Here is a 22183-nt window from a genome sequence, read left to right on the forward strand (position 1 = left end):
TGTAAGTAATGTAGATGAGTTGCTCTTCGCGGATGCTTTCAAGCTTGTTTTGGCTTTCACGTAGAGTGTTTTTGCCGTTGCTGCTTCTGCGTCTGGAATGCGAATAGCGGTTAATGCGGCTAGAAATAGAATCATGGATAGCAAGACTGGCAATATCTTTTTCATTAAGCTGATTTCCCCCTAGAATACATGTTGCTAATTCTTAGACTTATCGTATTATGACAAAAAACGATAAAATTCTTTAGCACGATAAGAGTCTAGTAGATTAATATGAGAAATACAAGAGGCTTTAGTAGGATTTAAGGTGAGTGGAAAAGATCGTTTAGGTAAATCGCCGATTGCCTATATAAAAGGCTTCACATGGTCAAACTATGCTAGGTTCTAACTTGTCTGTATATGGACATATATATAGATGAAAATTCAGGAAGGGGGAGAATAACGATTGAAGAAAAAGTGGTTTATGGCCGCAGTTGGCTTATTTCTTCTGTATGTGTTCTCCATCTATATCTATCTGTTCCATGGTGCCGATACAAGCATACCTGATGCCTTAAATGGTACAAGTGTCGACCCTAAGACTTTTATGGATGGCGAAACACTAGAGGATAGCGAGGCTTATTCGAAAATCAGGAACTTCTTCTTTTTCATCAGTACGCCTTTGGAATGGCTGTTCTATGGAATTGTGCTTGTAACGGGTCTTTCTAAGAGGCTGGACAGATGGGGAAGGATGTCATGGAAGAGACAATTTGTGCAGACGGGCGCTTATGTTTTTTGGCTTTCCTTATTGCTGTTTGTTGTCTTTTTGCCGCTATCTTATGTACGCTATAAGATTTCCTTGTCTTATGGGATATCTACACAAGCATTTTCCTCATGGATGAAGGATAACCTGATTGAATTCTGGGTTGATTATGCAATGACCGCTGTTGTGGTGATGGTTTTGTACTGGCTCATCCGTAAAAGCCCCAAACGATGGTGGCTGTTTGGCTGGCTGCTTTCGATTCCATTTACGGTTTTTGTCATGTTCATCCAGCCGGTTGTGATTGATCCTTTGTACAATGACTTTTATCCATTGCAAAACAAGGAGCTTGAGGAAAAGATCCTAGCACTCGCGGATAAGGCGGATATCCCGGCTGACCATGTCTACGAGGTGAATATGTCCGAGAAGACCAATGCACTGAATGCTTATGTGACCGGTGTAGGATCTAATTCACGTATAGTGCTTTGGGATACGACCCTTAACAGCCTAGACGATGATGAAATTCTCTTCATAATGGCTCATGAAATGGCCCATTACGTCGAAAAGCATATATATATTGGTATTGCAGGATATTTGCTTTTAACACTTGTGGGACTCTGGCTCACCGATAAGTGGATGAAGCGGGCTATTCGAAAGCGGGGAGATCTTTATCAACTTGAGTCGAAGCAGGAGATTGCCTCCTTGCCGCTCTTTCTGTTGATTACCTCAATTCTCTTGTTTGCCGCAAACCCAATCACCAATTATGTATCACGTGTACAGGAAACGAGGGCAGATGAATATGCTCTTAAGATGACGGATAATCCGGAAGCAGCTATTACCTCATTCCAGAAGCTTTCGGAAAGCGGCTTAAGTCAAATGAATCCGCCATATCTTGTCAAACTGTTCCGCAACAGTCATCCATCGATGCTTGAGAGAATCCAGCTTGTCAAACAATATGAGAAGAATCATCATTAAGATAAAGGATATTCGATTCAAGAGGAAACGGGTTCCTTTCTTCTCCTTGCCTTTTATGGAAGGAGCATATGGCTCTTGATCTCAGTGGTCATGCTAGGGGTTGGCATATTGGTATTCATTTAGAGCATCGAAGAAAGATTCACTAGTTATTCGAAGGCTGTCTGCATTTATGCAGACAGCCTTCGATGTTGGCCTTTATTTGTAATACGTCATAATAAAAACGCCTCCTGCAGTGGAAGAGGCGTTTTTATTGGTCCATTTATTAATTCCCGAAGTTCTTCTCTAATTCAATCAGTTCAGAGGATAATTGAAGGAATAACTCTTTATCCTTTTTGTCTAAGGCCAGATCAATCTGGTCCTTAAGTTTTCGCTTTGCATGGGTTAATTGGGCTTCGTAAATCATCATATCCACTAATACTTCTTCAGTTAGTCCCTGGGCAGCAGTCACATCAGCGTTGACAATATCTGTATTTGCTTTTTCGTGATTCATATGAATCCCCCCGTTGCTTTTTTTTATTATATAGCAGTTGGGGAGAAAAAACAACTGAATGTTTTAATAATTCTGATAATTATTTTGTTTTTAATCTAGCATAAACTAATATTTGGATTTTTTTGACAAAATATGACTTATTTACTATATGGTATGGTATATTGTTACTAAGGTAGTAAATTTGTCTTGAATAAGGAGGAAGTCATGGAAGAACGCTTCATAAATCAAAAGGAAGAGTATGAAATAAGTCCTTACACGTTTGCTGTGATCCCAGTGGAATATGGCTATAAAACGTATTCAAAAATCATCGAATTCGATGAAGAATTCCTTGTTCCGCAAAAGCCGCTTGATGTCGTTAAAACAAGCTGCAAGTATTTTGGATCAAGTTTCGATGGCAGGTGTGAAGGGACGAAGGAGCTCCTGAATATCTCGCATAAGGTTCCAATTGCTCTCGACCCGGCAAATGGCCTGTTCTTTTTTCCGACGACTTCTCCTCATAGGGATACGTGCGTTTGGCTATCCTATGAACATATTGTTTCGAGAATCCGCATCGCACCTGCCAAAACGCAGATTAACTTCCGGAACAAGCAGTCCGTTCTGATTCCGGTTTCCTACAGTATCATCGAGAATCAGATGCTTCGGACTGCATTATTGAAGTCAAAGCTTCATCAAAAAATGGAGGAGACCGTCAGGCAGACTAACTATTTGTATAATTACATGCAGGTGAATGATGGACATTCGGCGTTTCATTTGAAGGGAGCCTTATCTGAATCCTCCCGCAATGGTTTTGATAAACATTAAGCATCCTTCTTTCCCTGCCATTGCTTAATGAAATAGTACTCTAATAATTCCTGAACTTTATTGCGAATACGCGGGTTAAAGTAATTATGATATTCCTCATACCCTTTATATAGAAAGAGAAATAATGTGAAGGATTCATCCCTTTTTGATTCTTCGACCTTTAGCTGATGGGTCCTCATATAGCGGCTCACAGCTTTTAACTCATGCTGAACCTGCTTCATTGTTTCCTCAATTAAAAGAACGTAAGGCTGTTTTAGTTTGAATGGTGCCGCCTCAACGGCTTTCAAATCTCTCGTGAGAATTGTAAGCACCATCGGCAAATAAATAGCCTTTTCCATTATATTTCGATCTTCGGTGGGGATGCGGGTCATTTGGAATCGCGTCCTTTCAAATGTATTAATACGAACATATGTTTGTATATAGGATAATAGGTCCAGTGATTTTTGACAAGTTTAATTTCTGCCGAAAGATGATATATAGTACTATCTGATATAATAAGTATGAAGGTAATGAGTTCGTCTAATCCAATGAGCGGAAATGAAATTACCTATTATGAACTGACTGACAGCAGTCATTGATTGGTGAGGAGATTTTATGGATTTAAGCTGGTTGACCGAATGGCTAACAATGGAACGGCTTGCGGAATTAATAAGCGATTACCGGAATTTAGGGCCGATACCAGGCTTATTATTGCCCTTTTTAGAAGCATTCTTACCGTTTCTTCCTTTATTTGTATTCGTTACGGCTAATGCTAATGCATTCGGCCTTTGGATAGGGTTTTTATTATCTTGGACAGGCGCGGTGGCAGGTGCGATGGTCGTCTTTTATTTGGCGAGAATGTACGGCCGGAAGCGGACAACCTCCTTTGTGCACAGGCATCCAGCCGTCCAAAAGGCGATGAGCTGGATAGATCGGCATGGGTTTGGGCCTTTATTCATCCTTCTGTGCTTTCCTTTCACTCCGTCAGCAATCGTCAATATCGTCAGCGGCTTGTCGGACATCAGCCCAAAACAATATATGATTGCAGTCTTTGGCGGGAAGATGGTTATGATCTTTACCATCAGCTATATCGGCCACGATATCATGTCGCTCATTCGAGAGCCGATTAAATCTGTCATTATGGGTGTGATTATCTTTATTCTTTGGATAGTCGGCAAACAGGTGGAGATTCGATTGAATAAGACGGGACAGAAGGAACATTCCTAAAGGAACGGAGGGGGCACGATGTCTCCAAGGAGGAAGGGACTGCTTTATTGGTGCATTGGATTTGTCTGTGGAATTGTCCTGCTTGTGCAGGTGCAGAATCATTTGTACTCCAATTACCGAGTGGAGGGCAAATCGATGACCCCGACCTTGGAGGAGGGAAACCGCTTAATTGTCACCAAGGCTGGATTTGATGAAAGGGATATAGAACATTTTGATATTATCGTCTTTCATAAGAATAAGCGGGAGGATTATGTGAAGCGGGTAATCGGCTTGCCGGGAGATGAGATCACATACAGAAATGGATTTCTCTATATTAACGAGCAGTATATAGAGGAATTGTACATAAGGGATGAGGCTGATTTAGGAACTGGATCTTCTCAAACAGGTTCATTCACGCTGAAGTCCTTGATGGGTGTGGATAAGGTGCCTGAAGGGATGCTTTTTGTTCTTGGGGACAATCGCGATAAGAGCTATGACAGCCGCCATTTCGGCTTTGTTCCGGTCGATGAGGTTGTTGGGAAGGTAAATATGAGATATTGGCCGCTCACGGAATGGCAGGCTGACTTCTAGTTCTGTTTGCTTTGTCTGAATATTTAACTTATAATAAGAAGACCAATGATTAAAGGAGGTGTAGAGATGAATCGTTCTGTTAAGGTATGTTTGCAATGGCTGGAAGACCTGTCATTGATTCGTGCCATTTTTCATGCTGAAATTCGCCAAGGGGGAAGTCTGCCCAATTTTACCGAATTTCATATGAAAACAGTACGATTATAAGTCTCTATACCCAGCGGAATAACAAAGCTAGAAGCCATGGGAAGTCTTATAATGACTTTTCCATGGCTTTTTTTATTAAAGGGTATGGACATGAAAAAGGAGTTCATACAAATGATACTATGCAGTGTACGTGATATCGGAAAAAGCTATGGAGGAACCTATATATTTGAGAACGTAACCTTTGAAATCAAAGAGGGGGAAAGAATCGGGATTGTCGGGCCAAATGGCTGCGGCAAATCAACGATTCTGAAGCTATTGGCAGGGCAGGAGAATCTGGACACGGGAGCTATTCACATGAAAAAGGGCACCTCTGCCGGATTGTTAGCACAAATCCAGTCCGCAGCGAAGGATGAAGTTGTGTATGAGTGTTTGCTCTCTGCCTTTGCGAAAGAACTGCAATGGAAAAGGCAATTGAGCGAATTAGAGGGAAGGCTGTCCACCGAGCAGGACGAAATTATGGCGGAGCGTCTTCTGAAGCAGTATGGAGACCTTCAGGAGCAATTTGAAGAAGCCGGTGGCTATGAGCTCGACAGCCGTGTGATGAAAGTGGCAACAGGGCTTGGGCTCGAGCCTTTATTGAAGAAGGAATTTGGCGCATTGAGCGGAGGGGAGCAGACCAAGGTTGGTCTTGGATTATTGCTCCTGCAAAATCCGAATTTGCTGCTCCTTGATGAACCGACAAATCATTTAGACATTCTGGCGGTGGAATGGCTGGAGCATTATTTACTTTCTTATGCGGGAACAGTCGTAATTGTATCCCATGACCGATTCTTTCTGGATAAGACAGTTAGCAAAATCATGGATATGGATGGTTCAGAAGTGCATGTGTATGCCGGGAATTATACGGCCTTCGCAGAAGAAAAGGAAAAGCGTCTGTTCATTGAATTTGCTGAGTATAAGGAACAGCAGCGGAAGATCAAGAAGATGAAGGAGGCCATCAAGCGCCTGCGGGAGTGGGCGAACCAGGCAAACCCGCCAAGTGCGGCTCTTCACAGGCGGGCAACGAATATGGAGCGTGCCCTAGAGCGCATGGAGAAGTTGAAGAAGCCTGTCCTGGAAAAGCGTAAGATTGGCCTTGAACTTGATATGGCAGACAGAAGCGGGAAGGACGTTATTCAGCTATCAGCTGTCTCGAAGCAATTTGACGGTAATAAACTGTTCCATGATGTTAATCTCCACCTACAATATGGAGAAAAGGCAGCCATCGTTGGAGCAAATGGAACAGGGAAATCAACCATTCTGAAAATGATACTTGGAGAGGAAAAAGCGGACCAAGGAGTTGTGAAATGCGGAAGCAACTTGAAGATTGGTTATCTGTCCCAACATTTATTCAGGGATGAGAAGGACTTGACCATCCTCGAGCGCTTTCGCCGCGAGGTTAGTGTAACGGAAGGGGAGGCCAGGCATATCCTGGCACGCTTCCTCTTCTATGGACCAAAGGTCTTTCAAAAAATCACGCAATTAAGCGGCGGTGAACGAATGCGTCTAAGGCTTGCCGAATTGATGTATCAGGATATCAATTTTCTCATCCTCGATGAACCGACCAACCATTTAGATATTGATTCAAGAGAAGTGCTCGAGGATGCACTCGCTGAATTCGAGGGAACAATCCTTGCAGTCAGCCATGATCGTTACTTACTCAATAAGTTATTTCCGAAAACGTATTGGTTAAGTAATCAGCAATTGGTTACCTATGTTGGGAACTATTCTTACGCAAGGGAGAGAGCGGACCGCTTGCCGCAAGCAGTTGAGCCAAGGGTGAGCTTCAACAAAGCAGAAAACAAATTAGAGATGTTAGAGAAAAGAATAGAGAAGGTAGAAACGTCCTTATGTGAGATTTCAGAAAAGCTTCAAAAGGGAAACGATACAGAAATCCTGAGAAAATTAACGAAGCAGCAGGGGGAATTGATGAGGAGGCGTGAAGAACTTTATGAAGAGCTTGCCTCTGTTTTGGATGGCGAGAGCTAGACATGAGTTAGGCTGGTCTCAAAATAGTTATTGCTTCCATATAAAAGGTGAACTATATAAGATAAATAGAGAGGGTTTAGTGGAGGGATAACAAATGAAAAAATTTTACTTGGCCGTCACTTATGATGTCTGTGAGCATAATGATCTTTTTATAGACATGAACGAATATATCCTGGATTTAACGAAGGATGTAGAGGAACAAATTAAGGAATTGGCCAAGGTGGATGTGGCTCCTTTGGTTAAGGTATATGAATCGGATACATGTGAATTTAAAGAGTATAGACTATACAAGGAATTCATCTTCAAGGAATATGAGTGTGGTTGTGAGGAAAGTGAATGTTAGTCAATAAAGGACTTTGTTAATTCTAGTAAAAAAGAGCTGTTATCAGCTCTTTTTTTGCTCATATGCAAATGGAGAGGGCAGCAGGATGAGGAAAGCTATCTCGATTTAATATTCAAATAACAAAGAGGTGATTAAGGTGAATCGCACCCCAAAGATAATGGAACGATTACTGGATGAGGAAATAGATGAACAGGAATTTGTGGATATAATCGATGGCATTTATAAGCAAGATTGTTATATATATGCCATTATTCCTGATTGGGAGGAAGATTTGCTAAATCAGCTGTCGGATAATTTTGTTGTAATCCAAAAGATTAAATTCCCCTTAATACAGATCTTTCCAAGGACGATTGGACTTTTGGGGTATGTGAAGGATCGTAAGAAACAATATGTTTACGAGTTTTATTTAAGGTCTTCAACAATAGACTTTTTTGTTTTTTCGGAGTTAGATATATCCCAGCATTTAAATCAAATTAGCAAGAAAAACCTTGATTTAGGTGAACTCTTTAAAGCACTCAAAGTTCCCCACATAACCGTAGGGCCGGATGGTCAATGGCTGAGGATTGTAGAATATTGAGATTTTGCTCTTAATCTAGTTAATGAGGCATGAATTCAAGAAGGATTCATGCCCTTTATTGTTGAATTCCATATGGGAGTATAGGAGAAAGCATTATTTCAGTGACTATCAGAATATATAATTGATTGCTTTATGCAGAGGGGGGAGATAAATGAAGCTGAAAAAAATAATGTTGATAGCTGGCGTGGGTTTGGCGGTGACAGCTCCCTTGTTTACGATGCTTTATCGGGACGGTTTGATTTTGGACATGGCAGGTATACATCTTGATAATCCCTTAGCAGAAAAAGTTACTGTGGAGGAAAAGTATGCAAGGGTTGATCAAAATCAGAATACGGTGGCTGATCCGCTGGACATCGTGAATGCTGCGAGGGAAGAAGTGGAGAATCGAACACGTTACAAGAGTGCTTATTATGAAGGCGGTTATCCTCCAGACAGCGAGGGAGTATGCACAGATGTTATTTGGAGAGGATTGGCAGGAGCGGGCATCCATTTAAAAGAGTTGATGGATCAAGATATTCAAGAACATTCGTCTTTATATCCACGGGTAGGGGAAAACCCTGATCCTCATATTGATTTCAGGAGGGTTCCTAATCAGCATGTCTTTTTTGAGCGATTTGCCGAATCCCTTACGACCGAATTGATTCCTAATGATCCAGAGAATTTAGCGGAGTGGCAGCCTGGGGATATTGTCATCTATTTGGAGGGGACAGACCATGCCGGCATCATTTCTGATAAAAGGGCCAAAGATGGCATCCCTTATTTAATTCATAACACCCCTCCCTTTGCATCGGAAATTAAATTAACTTCTTATCAACAACCAATTGTAGGTCATTATAGATGGAAATATTGATTGAAAATAGAAAAGGGCATTTATTGCTCCAGGTCAGAAGAATAGCAGGGGTCAGTAGAAGATGAGGAGAATCAGAAAAGCAGGCAGATTTCTTAAAGATGTCCTAATAGATATTATCGTAGAGATAGTTTGGAATATCATCATGTTTATACCAAGAATGATTATACGCTTCATAAGTCACCTTTAGTGAAGTGATTGGCAGAAAAGTATTAATGAGAATGATAGAACGGACTGGGGGTCTGTAAATAATAATAGTTACATTAGCATAGCTGTTTGAGAAATCCAGGCAATAAAAAACTGGACATCAGTCCAGTTTCGGATAACGGGTGCCATCGGTATCGGTGACAATGATTTCTTCTTTCAGCTCATTTAAGCCAATCATAATGGTTGGATTTGCCTCAGAGGACCCATTCGCAAAACTCCGTACCGTGATAGTGGTTCGGTTGTTTTCGTTCTCCACGTTTACCACTTCTAGGTTAGAGCCTTTCATTACCTCACCAAGGGAGAGGACGATAGCGGGATTGCCCTCTGAAATCGTGTGAATGGAATAACCTCGGACAGACGCATTTCGCTGAAGGGCATCATACTCGCTGGAAAGAGAAGAGTCCGTATAGCCATCAGTTCCTTGCTTGTCGAGCACCCAATAGTTTGTTTCCCCTGCCAACAATGGAGTGACGAGCAAGAGGCCTGCCCAGCCGGCCAGAAGAACCAGCCCGATTCGCTTGATGAGCGGAAAGCGAATAGTCAGAGCGAGCAAGACACTGACGATGCCAATGCCGATGGCCATGAAACCAAACGGAATGCCATCCCATCCACCGATGAGGGCAATGCTTGCCAACAAAAGCATGACGGCTGCCCCGCCGACCATAAGCGATCGATAAAGCGGGGAAATCAATTTGGATATATAGTAAGTCATGGCATAGCAGCCAATTCCGGCTAAGATACCGGCTGCAAGGAATAAATTTAGATAATTCATGAGTAATCCTCCTTTCTCTCATTTTTATTCGATAAAATGGATGGTTCTTCCTGCTTGTGGAGGTACAGTAACGAAACAGGTGTTCATTTCCTTTTGCAGGTTAACGGAAGATTGGAATGGCAGAAAGAAGGATTAACGAACCATTGTGTTGAAGATGGTATTTAAAACAAAGAGGAGGGACTATTAATGGTTTTGCAAAGGGTTAGCTTGATTACAATTGGTACAACCAATGTGCCTGATTTACGTTCGTTTTACAAAAAATTAGGTTGGGAAGAAACGGGGACAAGCTCTGATCATTACGCTGTCTTTAAAACGGCAGGCGTCCTGCTTTCCCTGTTTCCTATTGAGGAATTGGCTAAGGATGCGGGAGTAGAAATAAATCAAAATGCAGATACCTTTCGAGGAGTATCCTTTGCTGTCAACGTCAATAAACCTGAGGAAGTGGATACAACCATTGATACGATTAGAAAAGCGGGCGGCAATATTTTAAGAGAACCAAGTGATGCCTTCTGGGGCGGGAGAACAGCTTATTTTGCGGATCCTGAAAACAATCTTTGGGAGATTGCGTGGAATCCGGAATCCGTATTTGATGAACGCGGTGCGATGATTTCTTTTTAATCTCTCTCCTGATTCTGTCTTTAGCCAGATGGCCGGGTTTCTTATTCTGCAAACGGGATAATCTAGAGTAGGGCTGATGATTGAGAAGATAATTGGAAAGTGAGATTGCATTGGGTGGACCAATAGAATTATTTTTGGCCATCAAAATACGGAGGTGCCGTTATGCAGCCGAAGCAAATGTATATTCGAAGGTTTGAAGAAAAGGATTTCTTCCATATACAGCAGTTAAATGAAGAGGAAGGATGGACGAATCTAGCAGGGAAATCCGAGGAGACAAAAGCTGCCTGGAAACATTCTGATGTCGCCTTCGTAGCTGAATGTAATGGAGTGATGGCCGGGTATATGCGCGGTCTTACAGATGGGGTGGTCACCCTTTATGTATGCGAGCTGCTTGTGAAGAAGGAGTACCGCGGCTGTGGTATTGGAAAAGCCCTACTGAAGCATGCCCATAGCTTCTATCCGAAGACGCGGATGGAGCTGCTGGCCAGTTCAACATCCAAAACCTATTATGAACAGCTGGGATTCCGCTCGTTCAGCGGATATAGAATCACGATGCCAGAGTGGGAAAAATAAAAACGCCAGCGGGAGAATACCTTGATCCCGCTGGCGTTTTCATTTTGTCTAAATCGTATCTTCCCATATCTTTTGTTCATAATCCTTGACTTGCTTCTCAGAGCTTTCGGGCCAGACGGTGCGGAAGGCATGATGCTCGGCCGGGATGACCTCAACCATTTTCGCAATCATATCCTCAGGGGCAAATTGCTTTTCGAACACCTCGGTTCCCTTGGCGTATTGCTCTCGCGTGGTGAAGTGAATCTTAGGGTCGTACCATTTCCACGGTTCCTCAACCATGCGGTCATTGAATCCGGTTTTGTATGGCCCGGGATTGATGGTGGCAACCTGGACACTGAATGGTTTCAGTTCTTCCTTCATGGATTGGGCGATGGCTTCAAGAGCATGTTTTGTGGCCGAATAGGGACCGAGATAAGGAGCGGCACTTAAGCCGGCAATCGAGCTGACGAACACGATTTTGCCGGATTGCTTTTGCACAAATTTTCGTGCAGCAATTTGGGCCGTTTTTAAGGTGCTGAATACATTTGTCTCAAATAAATCCTTCAGACGCTGGACTGGAATCTCAGCAATCGGTCCTCCTTCGCCTAGTGCGGCATTGGCAACGAATATGTCAAAATCACAATGCTCCATTGCCCTCAAATCTCCTGGGTCATTAATATTGACCTTCATAACCTCAAGCTCAATTCCCTTTTCCTTTGCTTCTTCTCGTAAAGAGGTGACTTGGCTGGTGATTTCAACGGTTGCAATCACGCGGTGGCCTGCCTGTGCCAGTCCAAAGGCTGTTCCACGACCGAGTCCGGTACCTGCTCCGGTGATGAGTATGCTTTTGCTCATTCGATTTCCTCCTAATGGGGTTTTGTGTACACTTCCCTAATTCCCTGTTGCTGGAAATAAAAAACAGAATGTTTGTTTGCATTTTTGGGGTTTGAATGCGTGAGCGGAAGAGGTGATATGGTAAAATAGACGATAGGTATGTAAAGGGGGAGTTGAGAAATGTCTTTACAATTCTATATTGGTAAAACAGGCACGGGGAAGACCACGGCCATTTTAGATGAAATTCGGACCAAGCTGGCAGAAGATCCAGAAGGTCCTTCTATTATATATATCGTACCAGACCAAATGACCTTTCAGGCTGAGCTTGAGCTGATTAACACACCTGGACTTGGCGGGATGATCCGCACCCAGGTGTTCAGCTTCAGCCGTCTCGCCTGGAAGATTCTGCAGGAGACAGGCGGGATGGGGCGCCGGCATTTGAGCAATGTCGGGGTCAATATGGTTATTCGCAAAATCCTCGAGGAAAAGAAGGATGAGCTGACGACCTTTAAGCGCTCCAGCGATAAGCAGGGCTTTATCGCTCAGCTAAACGAGATGCTGAAGGAATGCAAGCGTTACTGCCTTACGCCTGCTGAAATGGCGGAGAAATCAGAAGGAGAGCTGTCACCGATTCTTCGCTCCAAGCTGGATGACTTAACAGCGATTTATGAGGGCTTTGAACAAGAACTTACAGGCAAATATGTCGATACAGAGGATTACTTCACCCTGCTGATGGAGAAAATCCCGGAATCCTCCTATTTACGTAATGCAGAGATTTATGTGGATGGATTCTACAGCTTTACGACACAGGAATACGGCATCCTGGCAAGCTTAATGCAAACCTGCCGCAATGTGACGGTTTCCTTAACGCTTGATCAGCCATTCAAGAGCGAGATGCCGGACCCTCTCCATCTGTTCCGCATGACAGGAGAGACGTATTTTGATCTTTACCAGATTGCTCAGGATAATGGCGTGCCGATTGAAGAGGATCGCCTATTTGTTGAGCCGCATCGTTTTATTGAGAATGAATCTATGCAGCATTTGGATCAATGGTTCGCGAACCGTCCGGCCCCTATCTTTGAAGGGGAGGCTCAATTTGAGTTCTGTCCATCCGGCAATCGCCGTGCAGAGGTAGAGGGCATCGCAAGGAAAATTCTGAAATCGGTACGTGAAGGGTATCGTTATCGGGATATTTTTGTCTTAACGCGCAACAGTGGGGAGTATGCAGAAGTAGTGGAGACCGTATTCACCGATTACGGCATTCCTTTCTTCATTGATGAGAAGAGGCCGATGCTCAATCACCCGCTTATTGAACTTATTCGCTCCACGATGGAGATTCTCTCGACAAACTGGCGGTATGAGCCGGTTTTCAGGGCCATTAAGACGGATTTATTATTTGCCGAAGGCTCCGATTTGAAACAAGCGCGCGAGAAGGCAGCTGTTCTTGAAAACTATGTGCTCTCAAGAGGATATTACGGGGACCGCTGGACGAAAAAGCAGACTTGGACGTATAAACGTAATCGCGGCCTTGAACTAGTCGATACGGTTCAGACCGATGCAGAATTAAAGATGGAAGCAGAAATCAATGCCATCAAGGAAGAGGTAGCTGAACCGCTCCGCCGTCTCATGAACCGAATTAAGAAGGCGAAGCTCGGAATTGACTATGCCCAAGCCTTCTATCAATATCTTGATGAGCTGGCTGTACCAGCCAAGCTTGAGAGGCTTGCGGAAATGGGAGAAGAGGAAGGGCAGCTCACCAATGCGGCCGAGCATGGACAAGCGTGGAATAGTGTCATCGATTTGCTTGACCAGTTTGTCGAGATTGCCGGTGACAGGCCGATCACGATGAAGAATTTCACGGCGATTATGGAGAGCGGGATTGAAACGCTGAATTTCTCCTTAATCCCGCCGTCACTTGACCAAGTCGTTGTCACGAATCTCGATTTATCACGTCCACAAAACGTGAAGATTGCTTTTATTGCCGGTTTAAATGAAGGCGTCATCCCATCGAGAATGAGTGACGAGGGCATCCTGTCAGATGCGGACCGTGAAACACTGCAGTCTGCTGGACTGAAGCTTGCGCCGACCTCTAAGACCAAGCTTTTGGATGAGGAATTTGCTGCGTATAAAGCATTCTTGCTCGCATCAGATTATACGTATTACTCCTATCCGCTTGCAGATGATGAGGGCAAGCAGCTCCTCGCCTCATCCTATATCAAGCGAATCAAGGATTTATTTGCCCATAATAAAGAAACCTTCTTCGTTCATGACCCGGCAGAAATGAGTGATGAGCTCCAGCTTGAGTATATCGTTCATACGAGATCGACACTATCGTTCCTTGCCGGCCAGCTGCTGCAGAAGAAGAAAAATTATCCTGTTTCTGATATTTGGTGGGATGTTTACAATGAATACCGCCAGGACGGTCCAATGAAAGACCAGGCGGCCTTCGTTCTCTCTGCTTTGTCCTATGAGAACAAGGCGAAGAAGATTCCTGATGAGAAGGCTCAGGAATTATACGGGGAAACCATCCAGGGAAGCGTCTCAAGGATGGAACTCTTTAACAGCTGTCCATTTGCTCATTACACATCCCACGGACTCCGGCTGCGCGAACGTGAAGTGTACAAGCTAGAAGCGCCGGATATAGGAGAGATGTTCCACGGAGCGCTTCAGTGGATGACAGAACAAATCATCAAAACTGGAACGACTTGGGGAGCAATGACGAAGGAGCAATGCTTAGAGCTTGCCCGCCAGGCGGTCGAACTGATGGCACCAAAGCTGCAAAATGAAATTCTATTATCCTCGAACCGGTTCCATTATTTGAAGAGGAAGCTCGAGCATGTTGTCGGCCGGGCATCCATCACCTTGAGTGGTCAGGCAAGAAACAGCCAGTTCTCCCCGATTGGGCTGGAGCTTGGTTTCGGGAAGCGGGGAGATTTGCCGCCATTAACCTTCTCCCTGAAGAATGGAACGAAGATGGAACTTGCCGGACGGATTGACCGAGTGGACCGGGCTGATGTTGGAGATGGAACGTACTTGCGTATCGTTGACTATAAATCGAGCTCCAAGGATTTGAATTTCACGGAGATTTATTATGGGATTGCCCTGCAGATGCTGACTTACTTGGATATTGCTGTCACACATTCACCGCTGTTGGTCGGTAAACAGGCAAAGCCTGCCGGGGTATTGTACTTCCACGTCCATAACCCAATGATTAAGAATAATGGCGTCTATACGCTTGAACAAATAGAACGAGAAGTATTCAAGAGCTTCAAGATGAAGGGCCTCTTGCTTGGCGATGATGAGGTCGTCAAGATGATGGACTCTGATTTAGAGGGCGGAGAATCACTGATTGTACCTGCAGGTTTCAAGAAGGATGGAACGTTCACTGCCGCCTCCAAAATTGCGAGCGAAGAGGAGTTCTCGCTTCTGAGCAAGCATATGAAGAAGATTTATACAGATACCGGAACAGCTATCACAAGCGGGGTCTCAGACATTAAACCATACCGGCTGCAGAATAAGATGCCTTGCACCTTCTGCCAGTATAAAACCGTCTGCCAATTTGACCCGTCTCTTGAGAGCAATGATTATCGAATATTAAAACCAGCTAAGAAGGATGCCATCTTTACTGCATTGAGAGAGGAGGAAGAAGCAGATGAATGAACGAACACCGTTGCCAAAAAAGCCCGCTGATGCGCTTTGGACAGATGACCAGTGGAAGGCCATCGCCTCAGACGGCAGTGATATCCTTGTTGCTGCCGCTGCCGGGAGCGGGAAGACAGCCGTCCTTGTTGAGCGGATTATAAAGAAGGTCATTTCTGAGGAGAAGCCACTCGATGTTGACCGCCTATTAATAGTAACCTTTACGAATGCTTCAGCTGCTGAGATGCGCCACCGGATTGCGGAGGCGCTAGAAAAGGAAATTAAGCGCCAGCCTGGTTCAAGACATTTACGCAAACAGCTTGGGCTTTTGAATAAGGCTTCCATTTCCACGCTTCACTCCTTCTGCTTGGAGATTGTCAGAAGCCATTATTATTTGCTCGACATTGACCCTGGCTTTCGAATCGGCGATGCGACAGAAATGGAGCTAATTCGAGATGAGGCATTAGAGGACATGCTTGAGGATGAGTATGGCATTCCAGATAATGAGGACTTTTTCCGACTTGTTGATGCTTTTACAGATGACCGAAGCGACCGGACCATCTTGGAAATTATCCGCAGGCTCGATGATTTTGCCCGCTCTAATCCTGATCCTAGTGCATGGCTGAATGGTTTGGCTGACATGTATAATGTCGACCCGTCAGCGAAGATTGAGGAGCTGCCATTTTATCCGGTGCTTGAATTTGATATTAACATGCGTCTTCAAGCAGCGAAGGAAATGATTGAGGAGGGGTACCAATTAACCCTTCTCCCTGAGGGTCCGGCTGCATTGGGGGAAACCTTCAAGGCGGATGAGACTGTGATTGACAGCCTTTGGCAATCCGTGCAAAATGGCTGGTCAGCGATGTCTGAAGCCTTTAATGGGGCAGCCTTCGTAAAGGCAAAATCCATCCGTAAAGGCACATGCGATGAAGCTCTTGCCAAGCGGGCGAAAACGATTCGCGATAATGTGAAGAAGTCCATTAAGGCGATTGCTGATGACCTCTTCTTCAGGAAAGAAGAGAGCTTCATCAAGGACATGATAGACATGAAACCGTATGTCATCACGCTTGCGCGGCTTGTTCAAGCATTCCAGCAAAGATTCACGCAAGCTAAGCTTGAACGAGGCATCGTGGATTTCTCAGACCTTGAGCATATGGCTTTAGAAATCCTTGCAACAAAAGAAAATGGGGAATGGATTCCAAGCAATGTTGCCCTTGAGTACCGGAAGAAGTTCAAGGAAGTGCTCGTCGATGAGTATCAGGATACGAATATGGTCCAAGAAACTATCCTGCAGCTTGTGACCGAAGAGGGAGAAGCTGCAGGCAATATGTTCATGGTCGGGGATGTGAAGCAGTCTATTTACCGCTTTCGTCTTGCCGAACCGAATTTATTCATGGGTAAATACGGCCGATTCCTGCCCGTGCCGGAAGATAGCGGAATGAAAATCGACTTGAACAAAAACTTCCGCAGCCGGCGCGAGGTGCTTGCCGGGACGAACTTCTTATTTAAGCAGCTCATGGGCAAAACGGTTGGTGAGATTGATTATGATGAAGCGGCTGAGCTGAAAAAGGGAGCGGCTTATCCGGAGGAAGAGGAGTACCCCATTGAGCTCTATCTGATTGATAAATCAGAGGAGACGATGGAAACGGCTGACGGCGAAGAGGATGAGGATATGGAAGCCGTCCTTCTGGAAGCAAGGCAGATGGCGGAAATCATTAAAACATTGATCGAGGAACGCCGCAAAATCTATGATGCGAAAACAAAAACGTACCGTAATATTACTTATCGGGACATTGTCATCCTGCTTCGTTCCATGCCATGGGCACCAGCCATCATGGATGAGTTCAGGGCACAGGGAATCCCGGTCTATGCAGATCTATCGACTGGTTATTTTGAGGCGACTGAAGTAGCAATCATGATTTCCTTGCTGCAGGTCATCGATAATCCATATCAGGATATCCCGCTTGCCTCTGTATTGCGCTCACCAATGGTCGGGCTGAATGAAGAGGAGCTGGCTGATATCCGCATCACGATGCCAAAAGGAACCTTTTATGAGGCGCTGAAGGAATACTGCTGTAAGGGTTCTGCAGAGAAATACGGCTCTGCCTTTACAAGGGTGCAGACCTTCTTTAAGCAGCTTGATATATGGCGGACAGAAGCTCGCCAAGGGGCTTTATCAAGCTTGATTTGGCAGCTTTACCGTGATACGGGCTATTATGATTTTGTTGGCGGAATGCCCGGAGGAAAGCAAAGGCAGGCCAATTTACTCGCACTCTACACAAGGGCACGGCAATATGAGGAAAGCTCCTTCCGTGGTATCTTCCGTTTCCTTCGCTTCATCGACCGGATGAGGGAGAGGGGAAGTGACCTTGGAGCAGCAAGGGCATTAGGTGAACAGGAGGATGTTGTCCGCCTGATGACGATTCACAGCAGTAAGGGTCTTGAATTCCCGGTTGTCCTTCTTGGCGGCCTGTCTAGGAACTTTAACCAAATGGACCTCCGGAAATCATATTTGATTGATAAAGACTTGGGACTTGCCTTCCGTTACGTGAATCCGGAGCTGCGTCTCACATACCCATCCTTGCCGCAGATTGCCTTTAAGAAAAAAATGCAGCTAGAGAATATTTCAGAGGAAATGCGGGTTCTCTATGTGGCTTTAACACGTGCCAAGGAGAAGCTGTACTTGATTGGAACCGTCTCAGATGGCGTGAAGGCACTCGATAAATGGTCTGCCTACAGCAAGAGGGAGGATTGGCTTCTTCCCGATTATGTACGTGCCAATGCGGTTTCCTATATGGATTGGATTGGTCCTGCTCTCTGCCGTCATCAATCCGTGACAGAAGGGGCAAGCGGCGAGGTTGCCGAGCATCCTTCTAGATGGCAGGTTCATCTTCGGGGGGGAAGCTCGCTTCAATCCGTCAAGGAAGAGGAAAGCTTGGAGACAAAGCAATTGTTTGAATCCATTCAGCAAATGGAGCCTGTCCCGATTGAATCGAAGTATCATGAACATGTCAAACGACAGCTCGCATGGGAATACGAATATACAAGTGCGACTGGAGAACGGTCGAAGCAATCCGTATCCGAATTGAAACGAATGAATGAGCCCGAGGATCCGTACAGTGCAGCAACGCTCGTCAAAGCCCGGTTCAAGCAAACGAACCTAAAGCGTCCGTCCTTTATACAGCAGAAGAAGATGACACCTGCCGAACGGGGGACATTGGTCCATCTTGTTATGCAGCATATTGATGCACGCGAGCCGGTGAATGAAGAGTCTATTCAGACCTTGGTGGAAAGGCTTGTTATGAAGGAGTTCATTACGAAGGAGCAGGCAGAGGCAATTGATGCCGCTCAGCTACTTGGCTTCTTTGAAAGTGAAATTGGACAGCGAATGAAGCACGCGAAAGAAATCCGTAAGGAAGTACCATTCACGATGGCTTACCCAGCAAGGGAAGCCTATCATGATTGGGACGGCGGGGATGAGAATATCCTCGTGCAAGGGATTGTTGACTGCCTGTTCGAGGATAAAAATGGCCTCGTGCTCGTCGATTACAAAACCGATGCTATTACCGGCCGCTTCCCGAACGGATTTGAAGAAGCAGAAGAAGTATTGAGGGCGCGTTATGTGAAGCAGATTGAACTATACACACGCGCATTGGAGCAAATATTGAAGAGAGAGATTAAGGAGAAGTACTTGTTCTTCTTTGACGGCGCCCATTTCATTAAGCTATAGGCGTTTATATAAAGGCTGTCATGCATGAATGATTGTGCATGGCAGCTTTTTTATTTTACTCAAATCTTTTAGCCAGCTGTCCTTCAGTAAAATAGCTATTATGGTACTAATCTTTTTTGTTCTGGCTTATCTGATACGCAAAAGGGTATTAATAGCGGTTTACTCTGTCAATAAACAGAGGCGATTGATAGGACAGGAATCTAAGAAAAAAAGCCTATATTCTCTCTGAATAAGGCTTTTCACTAGTAGGTTAATCCGTTATTAGCTTCGAATACATATTTAAATCAATCAATAGGCCTTTTGATTTCTCGGATTTTCGTAAGGTGCCTTCAAACTGGAAATGCAGCTTTTCCAACAGTCTTATGGAGTTGCTGTTTTCAGGCTCGACTTTTGCTTCGACTCTATTGAAATGAAGCGTATGGAATGCATAATCCACTAAGCAGTTAATGGCCTCCCCGGCATAGCCTTTACCCCAGTATTCCTTCCCAAGCTCATAACCAATTTCTGTTTTTAAGTTTTCGAAATCTAAGAAATTGAAGCCGCAGGAGCCTATTATTTGATTTGACTCTGCATGAATAATCGAATAACGAATAGCTTTACCTTCTTGGAATAAGCTGTCGAGCATAGCAATGATGTCTAGTGCCTCACGTTCTTCCGTTAAACGAGTGATATTCATGAACCTGGTAACTTCCCGATCAGACCAGATTTTAAATAAAGCAGTGGAGTCTGAAGCTTTTATTTTTCTAAGTATTAATCGTTTCGTTTGTAATTCGGTAATCAATATTTTTTCCCTCTATTTTCTTATTTCCATATCTGGAGCTTAACATTGTGCATAGGTCAGTCGCTTCATGCATTGGAATAGCGCTATTATATACAATAAAAATGCATTTGGAAATAGAAATGATGGAAGTCTTTTTTTAGCTGTTGGACAGATTATCTGAAGGAAATAAACGACATCACCTAGAAGTACATTAGAAGAGTGAATTTAGGGGGAGTTAGTATGTATTGCGGGGTTGATGGACTGGTGATTCGGCCAATTATGGAGCAGGACCTGCCAATATTATGGTCATTAATTTATAAAGAAGAGTCTCCGGAATGGAAAAAGTGGGATGCTCCATACTTCGAGCATAAGCAAATGCCGTTAGAAGAATATTTAGCTAAAAAAGATCAGATTATCGGTCAAGATAAACAGTGGGTTATTGAGGTAAAAGGCGAGGTGATTGGAACCGTCAGTTATTATTGGGAGCATCAGCCATCCCTTTGGCTGGAAATGGGGATTGTCATTTATAATCCGAGGTATTGGAATGGAGGGTATGGGACTAAGGCTCTCCGTCTATGGACCAATCATTTGTTTAATACCCTGCCATTGGTCCGAGTAGGTTTTACTACTTGGTCGGGGAATGAACGGATGATTTGTCTTGGTGAAAAGCTTGGCATGAAGATGGAGGCAAGGCTTCGGAAATGTCGTTACTATAATGGAAGGTATTATGATTCCATCCGAATGGGCCTTTTAAGAGAGGAATGGGAGTTGAATGCATTGTTTCATGCATAAGTAGTTAAGGGAAAATATCGTTCATATAAAACAGGGAACCTTCAAATTAGAAGGTTCCCTGAAATCTTAATAGGATAGAATGCGTTTTTCTCCCTCAATTTCTTGGATAGGCGTGATATTCTGGGTGAATTCAAGCGTCCCTTTATATGCGCCTTCTGCATCACAGACGGCAAAATAACGGATAAAGATATACTTGTCCTTAAATTTAATCCAGAAATCCTCACTATCCTTCAGGCCGGATTTAAAGTCGTGCAGGAGCTGCTCAACGACATGGACGCTTCTCGGGGGATGGCAGTTCTGCACCGTTCTGCCGATGACGGCCTTTGTCCGGGTGAAAATCCGTTCCTTCCCGTGAGAGAAGTAGCGTACAACATCATTTTCGTCAATGAAGGTGATGTCTACCGGCAAGTGGTTGAGCATTAATTCTAACTGCTCAACGGATAGTACGCCTGTTTCCATCTTAATGAATCCCTCTGACATGGCGGAGCCGGCCAATGCTTTTCTTTCAGGCTTCCATTCTGCTGCACCGTTAATTAGGCAGAATCCGATTACGTCACTTTCATGGGCAATCTTCATCCATTCATCCTCTGTCAGATGCTGAAGAGCCATTGGGAAGAGGATGTTTTCCTCTTTGAAAATCATTTCAGATACTTCTCGAATAACAAAATCCATTTTATTCATCAGGAAGTCCAAACCAGTGCCGTCATAGACTGTTAAAGCCTGCTTGGCAGCCTTAATGGCATCTCGGATTCGGTCATCGACACCCCACATGACTTGGGTAGGACCTAATATGCCATATTTCTCGAGATAAGGAAGCAAGAGATTTTCTTTACGGCTGTAATGTTTATCGATATCGAGCAGAAGATTTAAGTCCTCTAGCAGCTTAAGGGCGTTTTCCTGGCTGTCCTCTTTTAAGAAGCGCTCATAATGCAGCTGAATCTTGAAATTAACGAGCATGTCGATTTCTCTGTTCTCAAGCTTAAATGTATGGACTGGGTGGCCTGGCTGTTCCTCTGGTTTGCTGCTTCGGTGGATTTCTTCAATTCCGCCTTTAAATACAGCGGTGTGTACGGAGCAAAGACGCTGGACTTCTGAGACGGGGATACCCTCTTCTTCGATAAGTGCTTGTTCAAGCTGAGAAATCTCTTCAACAGAAATAGTACCTGCAGCCTTTTCAAAGAGCTCCTTTACTTCGTCGACACTGCGTCCGTTATGCAGATTGATGATGATTTCTTTTAGAAGTTCCTGACGCTCGGTTTTTGTTAATTGAGTTTGTTCACGATTATTGATTATTTCGCTCATTTCAATCAATCCTCCATTAATGTGAATCCATGCTGTTCAAATGTTTTTGCAACCATATCGAATGGGATGCCTCTCATTTTGCAGCCTTTCTCAATTGTCATAATCTTGCCGGCTGTCTGGAGCAACCCTGGTTTATTAATATGTGTAAATCCCAGTTCACTCATAATCGAGATTACCTCAGGATGTTTTTGACAAATGTCATACAATGAGTTATTCAGTTGAATGATTTTCATCATTATTTCACCTCTTTAATACTGAACCTT

General features: G+C 44.2%; 21 protein-coding genes. 14 read left to right on the forward strand and 7 right to left on the reverse strand.

Annotated elements, in window-relative coordinates; all coding sequences use genetic code 11:
* The first annotated feature begins 442 nt into the window (after window positions 1-442).
* Window positions 443-1708, forward strand: coding sequence for a M48 family metallopeptidase (locus ACY8DX_RS05010; protein WP_439802996.1), 1266 nt, complete (start codon window positions 443-445; stop codon window positions 1706-1708).
* 262 nt (window positions 1709-1970) lie between these two features.
* Here ACY8DX_RS05010 and ACY8DX_RS05015 read toward each other — a convergent pair whose 3' ends face one another.
* Window positions 1971-2198 (reverse strand): IDEAL domain-containing protein, encoded by a 228-nt coding sequence (locus ACY8DX_RS05015; RefSeq protein WP_049671860.1) that lies wholly within the window; start codon window positions 2196-2198, stop codon window positions 1971-1973.
* 204 nt (window positions 2199-2402) lie between these two features.
* Between ACY8DX_RS05015 and ACY8DX_RS05020 the strand changes: the two genes are divergently transcribed.
* Complete coding sequence (locus ACY8DX_RS05020; protein WP_439802997.1) at window positions 2403-2999, forward strand: competence protein ComK; 597 nt, start codon at window positions 2403-2405, stop codon at window positions 2997-2999.
* Here ACY8DX_RS05020 and ACY8DX_RS05025 read toward each other — a convergent pair.
* The gene (locus ACY8DX_RS05025) at window positions 2996-3370 is read right to left on the reverse strand and encodes a YhjD family protein (protein WP_049671859.1); all 375 of its coding nucleotides are present in this window, start codon (window positions 3368-3370) and stop codon (window positions 2996-2998) included. The genes ACY8DX_RS05020 and ACY8DX_RS05025 overlap by 4 nt on opposite strands.
* Before the next feature lie 223 nt (window positions 3371-3593).
* Between ACY8DX_RS05025 and ACY8DX_RS05030 the strand changes: the two genes are divergently transcribed.
* From ACY8DX_RS05030 to ACY8DX_RS05060, 7 genes are all read left to right on the forward strand, one after another.
* Window positions 3594-4205, forward strand: coding sequence for a TVP38/TMEM64 family protein (locus tag ACY8DX_RS05030; RefSeq protein ID WP_049671858.1), 612 nt, complete (start codon window positions 3594-3596; stop codon window positions 4203-4205).
* A gap of 18 nt (window positions 4206-4223) precedes the next feature.
* Window positions 4224-4775: a signal peptidase I gene (lepB, locus tag ACY8DX_RS05035; protein WP_462406304.1), complete on the forward strand. Its 552-nt coding sequence runs from the start codon at window positions 4224-4226 to the stop codon at window positions 4773-4775.
* Between the two features lie 66 nt (window positions 4776-4841).
* Entirely contained in the window at window positions 4842-4979 is a 138-nt protein-coding gene (locus ACY8DX_RS05040; protein ID WP_439802998.1) for an RAxF-45 family protein, read from the forward strand.
* Between the two features lie 111 nt (window positions 4980-5090).
* Entirely contained in the window at window positions 5091-6947 is a 1857-nt protein-coding gene (gene abc-f, locus ACY8DX_RS05045; protein ID WP_439802999.1) for a ribosomal protection-like ABC-F family protein, read from the forward strand.
* A gap of 94 nt (window positions 6948-7041) precedes the next feature.
* Window positions 7042-7290 carry a hypothetical protein gene (locus ACY8DX_RS05050; protein ID WP_462406305.1) on the forward strand — a complete coding sequence of 83 codons (249 nt, stop codon included), beginning with the start codon at window positions 7042-7044 and terminating at the stop codon, window positions 7288-7290.
* 157 nt (window positions 7291-7447) lie between these two features.
* The gene (locus ACY8DX_RS05055; RefSeq protein ID WP_462406306.1) at window positions 7448-7867 is read left to right on the forward strand and encodes a hypothetical protein; all 420 of its coding nucleotides are present in this window, start codon (window positions 7448-7450) and stop codon (window positions 7865-7867) included.
* 151 nt (window positions 7868-8018) lie between these two features.
* Window positions 8019-8717, forward strand: a complete 699-nt coding sequence (locus tag ACY8DX_RS05060) for a DUF1287 domain-containing protein (protein WP_082197164.1) — start codon at window positions 8019-8021, stop codon at window positions 8715-8717.
* Window positions 8718-9021: 304 nt separating this feature from the next.
* Here the strand turns inward: ACY8DX_RS05060 and ACY8DX_RS05065 are convergent, their stop codons facing one another.
* Entirely contained in the window at window positions 9022-9693 is a 672-nt protein-coding gene (locus ACY8DX_RS05065; RefSeq protein WP_439803001.1) for a hypothetical protein, read from the reverse strand.
* Between the two features lie 186 nt (window positions 9694-9879).
* On the opposite strand from ACY8DX_RS05065, the gene ACY8DX_RS05070 reads away from it, so the two are divergent.
* Window positions 9880-10311 carry a VOC family protein gene (locus ACY8DX_RS05070; RefSeq protein WP_462406307.1) on the forward strand — a complete coding sequence of 144 codons (432 nt, stop codon included), beginning with the start codon at window positions 9880-9882 and terminating at the stop codon, window positions 10309-10311.
* Between the two features lie 162 nt (window positions 10312-10473).
* Entirely contained in the window at window positions 10474-10884 is a 411-nt protein-coding gene (locus ACY8DX_RS05075; protein WP_439803016.1) for a GNAT family N-acetyltransferase, read from the forward strand.
* A 48-nt stretch (window positions 10885-10932) separates the two neighbouring features.
* Here the strand turns inward: ACY8DX_RS05075 and ACY8DX_RS05080 are convergent, their stop codons facing one another.
* The gene (locus ACY8DX_RS05080; protein WP_462406308.1) at window positions 10933-11718 is read right to left on the reverse strand and encodes an SDR family oxidoreductase; all 786 of its coding nucleotides are present in this window, start codon (window positions 11716-11718) and stop codon (window positions 10933-10935) included.
* A 159-nt stretch (window positions 11719-11877) separates the two neighbouring features.
* On the opposite strand from ACY8DX_RS05080, the gene addB reads away from it, so the two are divergent.
* Window positions 11878-15357: a helicase-exonuclease AddAB subunit AddB gene (addB, locus tag ACY8DX_RS05085; protein ID WP_462406309.1), complete on the forward strand. Its 3480-nt coding sequence runs from the start codon at window positions 11878-11880 to the stop codon at window positions 15355-15357.
* On the forward strand, window positions 15350-19066 hold the full coding sequence (gene addA, locus ACY8DX_RS05090; protein ID WP_462406310.1) for a helicase-exonuclease AddAB subunit AddA: 3717 nt from the start codon (window positions 15350-15352) through the stop codon (window positions 19064-19066). The genes addB and addA overlap by 8 nt, the downstream gene beginning before the upstream one ends.
* A 250-nt stretch (window positions 19067-19316) precedes the next feature.
* Here the strand turns inward: addA and ACY8DX_RS05095 are convergent, their stop codons facing one another.
* Entirely contained in the window at window positions 19317-19847 is a 531-nt protein-coding gene (locus ACY8DX_RS05095; RefSeq protein WP_462406311.1) for a GNAT family N-acetyltransferase, read from the reverse strand.
* 219 nt (window positions 19848-20066) lie between these two features.
* Here ACY8DX_RS05095 and ACY8DX_RS05100 point away from each other — a divergent pair, with 219 nt between their 5' ends.
* Window positions 20067-20618, forward strand: coding sequence for a GNAT family N-acetyltransferase (locus ACY8DX_RS05100; protein ID WP_462406312.1), 552 nt, complete (start codon window positions 20067-20069; stop codon window positions 20616-20618).
* A 66-nt stretch (window positions 20619-20684) separates the two neighbouring features.
* Here the strand turns inward: ACY8DX_RS05100 and ACY8DX_RS05105 are convergent, their stop codons facing one another.
* A complete protein-coding gene (locus ACY8DX_RS05105) occupies window positions 20685-21920 on the reverse strand; it encodes a DUF438 domain-containing protein (RefSeq protein WP_462406313.1) in 1236 nt (411 codons plus the stop codon).
* Between the two features lie 5 nt (window positions 21921-21925).
* Window positions 21926-22156 (reverse strand): DUF1858 domain-containing protein, encoded by a 231-nt coding sequence (locus ACY8DX_RS05110; RefSeq protein ID WP_462406314.1) that lies wholly within the window; start codon window positions 22154-22156, stop codon window positions 21926-21928.
* Window positions 22157-22183: the final 27 nt, after the last annotated feature.

Source organism: Gracilibacillus sp. Marseille-QA3620, from assembly GCF_054950035.1.

Bases quoted from the DNA above. Each gene is read 5' to 3' on its own strand.
- ACY8DX_RS05080 (WP_462406308.1), bottom strand. From the start codon at position 11,718: ATGAGCAAAAGCATACTCATCACCGGAGCAGGTACCGGACTCGGTCGT.
- ACY8DX_RS05020 (WP_439802997.1), top strand. From the start codon at position 2,403: ATGGAAGAACGCTTCATAAATCAAAAGGAAGAGTATGAAATAAGTCCT.
- abc-f (WP_439802999.1), top strand. From the start codon at position 5,091: ATGATACTATGCAGTGTACGTGATATCGGAAAAAGCTATGGAGGAACC.
- ACY8DX_RS05030 (WP_049671858.1), top strand. From the start codon at position 3,594: ATGGATTTAAGCTGGTTGACCGAATGGCTAACAATGGAACGGCTTGCG.
- ACY8DX_RS05065 (WP_439803001.1), bottom strand. From the start codon at position 9,693: ATGAATTATCTAAATTTATTCCTTGCAGCCGGTATCTTAGCCGGAATT.
- ACY8DX_RS05015 (WP_049671860.1), bottom strand. From the start codon at position 2,198: ATGAATCACGAAAAAGCAAATACAGATATTGTCAACGCTGATGTGACT.
- ACY8DX_RS05055 (WP_462406306.1), top strand. From the start codon at position 7,448: ATGGAACGATTACTGGATGAGGAAATAGATGAACAGGAATTTGTGGAT.
- ACY8DX_RS05075 (WP_439803016.1), top strand. From the start codon at position 10,474: ATGCAGCCGAAGCAAATGTATATTCGAAGGTTTGAAGAAAAGGATTTC.
- lepB (WP_462406304.1), top strand. From the start codon at position 4,224: ATGTCTCCAAGGAGGAAGGGACTGCTTTATTGGTGCATTGGATTTGTC.
- ACY8DX_RS05040 (WP_439802998.1), top strand. From the start codon at position 4,842: ATGAATCGTTCTGTTAAGGTATGTTTGCAATGGCTGGAAGACCTGTCA.
- addB (WP_462406309.1), top strand. From the start codon at position 11,878: ATGTCTTTACAATTCTATATTGGTAAAACAGGCACGGGGAAGACCACG.
- ACY8DX_RS05100 (WP_462406312.1), top strand. From the start codon at position 20,067: ATGTATTGCGGGGTTGATGGACTGGTGATTCGGCCAATTATGGAGCAG.
- ACY8DX_RS05110 (WP_462406314.1), bottom strand. From the start codon at position 22,156: ATGATGAAAATCATTCAACTGAATAACTCATTGTATGACATTTGTCAA.
- addA (WP_462406310.1), top strand. From the start codon at position 15,350: ATGAATGAACGAACACCGTTGCCAAAAAAGCCCGCTGATGCGCTTTGG.
- ACY8DX_RS05050 (WP_462406305.1), top strand. From the start codon at position 7,042: ATGAAAAAATTTTACTTGGCCGTCACTTATGATGTCTGTGAGCATAAT.
- ACY8DX_RS05105 (WP_462406313.1), bottom strand. From the start codon at position 21,920: ATGAGCGAAATAATCAATAATCGTGAACAAACTCAATTAACAAAAACC.
- ACY8DX_RS05025 (WP_049671859.1), bottom strand. From the start codon at position 3,370: ATGACCCGCATCCCCACCGAAGATCGAAATATAATGGAAAAGGCTATT.
- ACY8DX_RS05070 (WP_462406307.1), top strand. From the start codon at position 9,880: ATGGTTTTGCAAAGGGTTAGCTTGATTACAATTGGTACAACCAATGTG.
- ACY8DX_RS05060 (WP_082197164.1), top strand. From the start codon at position 8,019: ATGAAGCTGAAAAAAATAATGTTGATAGCTGGCGTGGGTTTGGCGGTG.